Consider the following 4,671-nt stretch of genomic DNA (forward strand, 5'->3'; position numbering starts at 1 on the left):
TATTTGATTCACCTCCATTTCGGTATATGACTATTATACACCAAACGTACATTCGATAGGTAGTGGAGTAACACTTTCTGTATGTCGAACAATTAAGATGGCTTCCTGCCATCCCTTGTTCGAAGCCAATTCATCTCCCCCCTACTCACTGGGCTGTGCCCTCCACGCTCCTTGAGGAAGGAGTCTTCTTGGCTAAAATGATAAAACTACTTATCTTATTAAATTAAGTAGTTTTATGAAGTATCCCAGTTTATAGAGCAGGATAATTATAATTTCAAAATATAAAAACTTTTAGCCATTGTTATTTCATTACCTATGTTTAGTTCTGTAATCCCAGTTTTAGAATAAGTCTTTGTTGAAGAATGTATACAATAGAATATCAAGGTTCTATTAGATGAAATTCTGAAAAGTAAATTACGTACAGTGCTGGAGATAGAAGGTTTTTTAAAACGGCAAAAAATTAGATTAACATTAGACTGTGTGAACAAATTGAACTATAAATAAGCAGCTGCACTAGTAACAGTATTAAGGCTTATTTTGCTACTCTTCCATATAATGCTTCTAGAAGCTTTAATTTAAAAGGAATTCCATTTCTATTCGTACAAAATTGACACTCCTCCCCTAAAGTGGCCAACTAACGTCAGTAGGATTCTTGCTACCAAAGGCCAAATCCATTTCTTGTACCGCTGAAGTGTAAAGATTGCGGTGTGCCATCACCAATCCCACAACAGACCGTATAGTTTCGTAGGCTATGGTACTGTGATCATACCGTACAGATTGTTGGTTCTCAAATGTATTTACGTCTTTTGCATGACTATGAATAAAGTATACCTTGTTTTGCTATACAAAAACGATGAGTTCATCCCAAGTCTAAAGACGGACTAAAGTCCTGCGTAGGCTTTTCTATACCGTAAATTCTGTGAACGGTATTTTAAAATTGTGGTAACATGAGCCTAGATATAATATATTCAACAAATATCTTAGGATGCATGAGATATAGGACATTCCTTTGGCAAGGAAGTCTCTGCCCTTAATGACCGTGAAGCGTCTCATCCTAGTGAAAGGGATAGGTAATAATTATTGTTATTAAAATTCTGAATTTTATATATTTTATTTATACAAAGTAATTTGTTACTTATTTTATATTTTATTGTTAGAATGGATACCAAGTTGTAGGAGGTGATTTACATAATTACCAATATTATCTTTTCAATTTTAGAAATATGGAGGAGGGACGAGATTGTTAAGTAATATTTTTTTCTTTGATTAGATTTAGTAATATCATTAAAATTTATTTTTTTGTATATGATAATTAAAAAATAAAAAAGGATACACATAAAAAGGAGATGCTAATAAATGAAAATACCTTGTTTTGTTATGCGTGGAGGAACGTCAAAAGGATTATTTTTTTTAGATAAACATTTACCTTCAAATAAATCAATTAGAGATGAGGTTATTTTAAAAGCGTTAGGGGCAGGAAATGCTCGTGGTGTTGATGGGATGGGTACGTTAGATCCTTTATCAAATAAAATTGCAATTATTCGAATTTCCACTACACCAGGAATAGATATTGATTATTTATTTTTACAGGCGGATTTAAAGAGAAGGATATTAGACGATAGTGTAAATTGTGGGAATATAATTGCAGCTGTTGCTCCTTATGCAGTAGAGAGCGGATTGATTAAAGTCGGGTCAGGAAAAGAAACTATAACAATTAGAAATTTAAATACAAATGTAATTGTTGAATCAACTATAGCCACTAAAAACGGAAATGTTGTATATAACGGAGATATTAAAATTGACGGTGTTCCGGGTACAGGAGCTCCGATAGATTTGAATTTTAAAAATTCAATCGGCTCAGTTACAGGGAAGTTATTTCCTACAGGTGCAAAAACGGATGTTATTAATGGAATTAATGTATCTTGTGTCGATGTATCAGTGCCATTAATTATAATTCGAGCCAGTGAATTAGGAATTATAGGAAATGAAAGTCCAGATGTGTTAAATGCAAATAAAACATTTTTACATGACATTGATCTTATTAGAAAAAAGGTGGCTTGTCTTGCAAATTTAGGTGATGTATCAAATAAGGTCATCCCTAAGATTGCGGTAATTTCAAAACCTAGGGAATCTGGCACTATTACATCAAGATATTTTATTCCTCACCAATGTCATAGCACTCATGCAGTAACAGGATCGCTCGCATTATCAGCAGCCATAAAAATTAATGGTACAACTGCATACCATGTTGCAAAAAATAATGATTTAAATAAAATGAAAAAATTGAATCAAATTATAATCGAACACCCAGCGGGGAAAATTCAAACAGAATCAGTTATTGAGGAGTCATCTAATGGATATGTAATTAAGAAATCTAGTATTACACGAACAGCAAGGTTACTTTTTAAAGGCGAATTAATAATACCTTGATCAATGCATTGTTTTTCTTGATATAGTTTTAATGGCACATTTTTTAAGCACCGAGAAATTTAAAGAATAACGTTTCTCGGTGCTTATATTTATTAAGGAGGCTTAAATTAAATGGATAATCTTAAAAAAGCGACATTTTTTATGGTTCTTTCAGGAATTAGCTTTTCACTTTCTGGATTTTTTGCAGAACATGCTATTATATCAGGAGATTTCTTTGTAACTTTAACAGCAAGGTTTTTTATTCCTTTTCTATTCTTAGTCCCTTTTATTATAAAAAGAATGGGGAAAATTTCATTTTGGAGTAATAGTTATAAACAATTACCTCGAGCTTTTTCTATTACATTTTCACAGGCATTATTTTTTTTATGTGCAGCTAAAACCTCACTTTTCATAGCAATGGTTTTATATAATACAGGTCCTATTTTTATCTGTCTTATTACCCTTTTTTCAAAGACGAGACGTGCGACAAGAGCAGAAATATTGGCAGCATTTGTAGGTTTTTTTGGAGTGTTTCTTGTTTTAAAAACCGGTGGTATTGATTATGAATCATTCCTTTATTTGGGGGTAGGTTTACTTTCAGGATTATCCTTAGCATTTTCACAATTTTTTTTACATAGAAGTGCACAGACGGATGATAATCTATCCATTATGGCCTATACATACCTATATGGAACAATAATATCGGGTGTACTCTCTGCATGTTTTTCAAAGGGGAATTATATTGGTGTATTTACGAATAGTACAATGGTACTAGTATTTTTATTTTTAATGGCAATGGGAAGTTTAGGGAATCAATGGTTTAGAGGAAGGGCGTATAAGTTAACTACGAGAATTTCAAATTTATCTGCGTTGTTATATTTAAACATTTTGTTTTCACTGTTACTAGATATATTGTTTAATAATAGTATTCCATCAGTTATTCAAATTACAGGTGCTATTTTTGTGATGGGTAGTGCTGCTATTCCAATTATAGTACGTGTAAATAAACAGCAAACAGAACAAAGAAGGGCAGCAAGTTCATAAAAAATAGAGTAGATAAAAGGTTTCCTTCCACAAAAACATGTAGCAGTTGTGAAAGATATGTCATTGTCTGAACAAGTATATTCTTGTATATACGGTGCAAATCTTCATAGAGATTATAGTGCAGTTATTAACAACAATGAAGCAATAAGCCTATTAGCATGAATATTAATAAAGTAGCCTTTGGAACAAGAGATTTAGTTCGACCGTCTTAGGATGAATTTCTTAGCTATTAAAAGCAAAGACTAATCGAGATGAACTCACTTCGAACAGTTTGTTAGAAAGCCAAGTGGCGAATAGTAGACCTGACCTAGATTCGAATATTCATTAAATTTAGGATGTTATAGAGAAAAACGTTATATTTATGTATATTTTTGGAAGTTCCTGTGTTGTAATTCACTTTGTGAAGCATTCTAAAGTTCATCTCTTTACAGTTTTTTACCTTATTATTCTCTATGTATAATACTATTGACGAAGAGAGTGTATATCCTCTCTTCTTTTTTTATCATTTTAGCCAAGAAGACTCCTTCTTCAAGGAGCGTGAAGGGTCCTAGCCCAGTGAGTAGGTGGGAGATGAATTGGCTTCGAACAAGGGATGGCACACAGAAAGTGTTACTCCACTACCTATCGAATGTACGTTAGGTGTATAATAGTCATATACCGAAATGGAGGTGAATCAAATAATGATGAATAAAGCCTATAAGTTTCGTATCTATCCAAATCAAGCACAAGCAATTCTAATCAACAAAACGATTGGTTGCTCTCGCTTTGTATTCAATTATTTCCTATCTCTATGGAATCACGCATACAAAGAGACAGGAAAAGGTTTGACATATGGTACATGCTCTGCCAAACTTCCTGTCATGAAGAAAGAGTTTGTTTGGCTAAAAGAAGTGGATAGTATTGCGATTCAGTCGTCTGTTCGTAACCTTGCGGATGCTTATACACGCTTTTTCAAAAAACAAAACAGTACCCCGTGTTTTAAATCTAAGAAGAACAACGTACAATCTTATACCACAAAACAAACAAATGAAAACATTGCTGTTGTAGGAAACAAAATAAAGTTGCCGAAACTAGGTCTCGTTCGATTTGCCAAAAGTCGCGAAGTAAAGGGGCGTATTTTAAATGCTACAGTTAGACGTAACCCTTCTGGCAAATACTTTGTGTCATTGTTAGTTGAAACAGAAGTGCAAGAACTTCCGAAAACACAATCTTACATTG

Annotated in this window: 3 protein-coding genes and 1 pseudogene; all 4 read left to right on the top strand. The window is 33.0% G+C overall.

What is annotated here, in order from left to right; translation table 11 throughout:
- The first annotated feature begins 1,356 nt into the window (after positions 1-1,356).
- On the top strand, positions 1,357-2,430 hold the full coding sequence (locus MR168_RS32200; protein ID WP_000701098.1) for a PrpF domain-containing protein: 1,074 nt from the start codon (positions 1,357-1,359) through the stop codon (positions 2,428-2,430).
- 111 nt (positions 2,431-2,541) lie between these two features.
- Positions 2,542-3,453: a DMT family transporter gene (locus tag MR168_RS32205; RefSeq protein ID WP_000369347.1), complete on the top strand. Its 912-nt coding sequence runs from the start codon at positions 2,542-2,544 to the stop codon at positions 3,451-3,453.
- Positions 3,454-3,458: 5 nt separating this feature from the next.
- Positions 3,459-3,615: pseudogene (locus MR168_RS32210) on the top strand (zinc ribbon domain-containing protein); the annotation flags it as partial.
- A gap of 515 nt (positions 3,616-4,130) precedes the next feature.
- The coding region (locus MR168_RS32215; protein WP_242291750.1) for an RNA-guided endonuclease TnpB family protein at positions 4,131-4,671 on the top strand (541 nt) is incomplete at its 3' end.

This window comes from Bacillus cereus group sp. BfR-BA-01356, assembly GCF_022663635.1.
In the GTDB taxonomy this organism is placed as follows: Bacteria; Bacillota; Bacilli; order Bacillales; family Bacillaceae_G; genus Bacillus_A; species Bacillus_A cereus.

What these genes read in the sequence shown, in the direction of transcription:
- MR168_RS32200 (WP_000701098.1), top strand. Translation starts at nt 1,357, where the DNA reads ATGAAAATACCTTGTTTTGTTATGCGTGGAGGAACGTCAAAAGGATTA.
- MR168_RS32205 (WP_000369347.1), top strand. Translation starts at nt 2,542, where the DNA reads ATGGATAATCTTAAAAAAGCGACATTTTTTATGGTTCTTTCAGGAATT.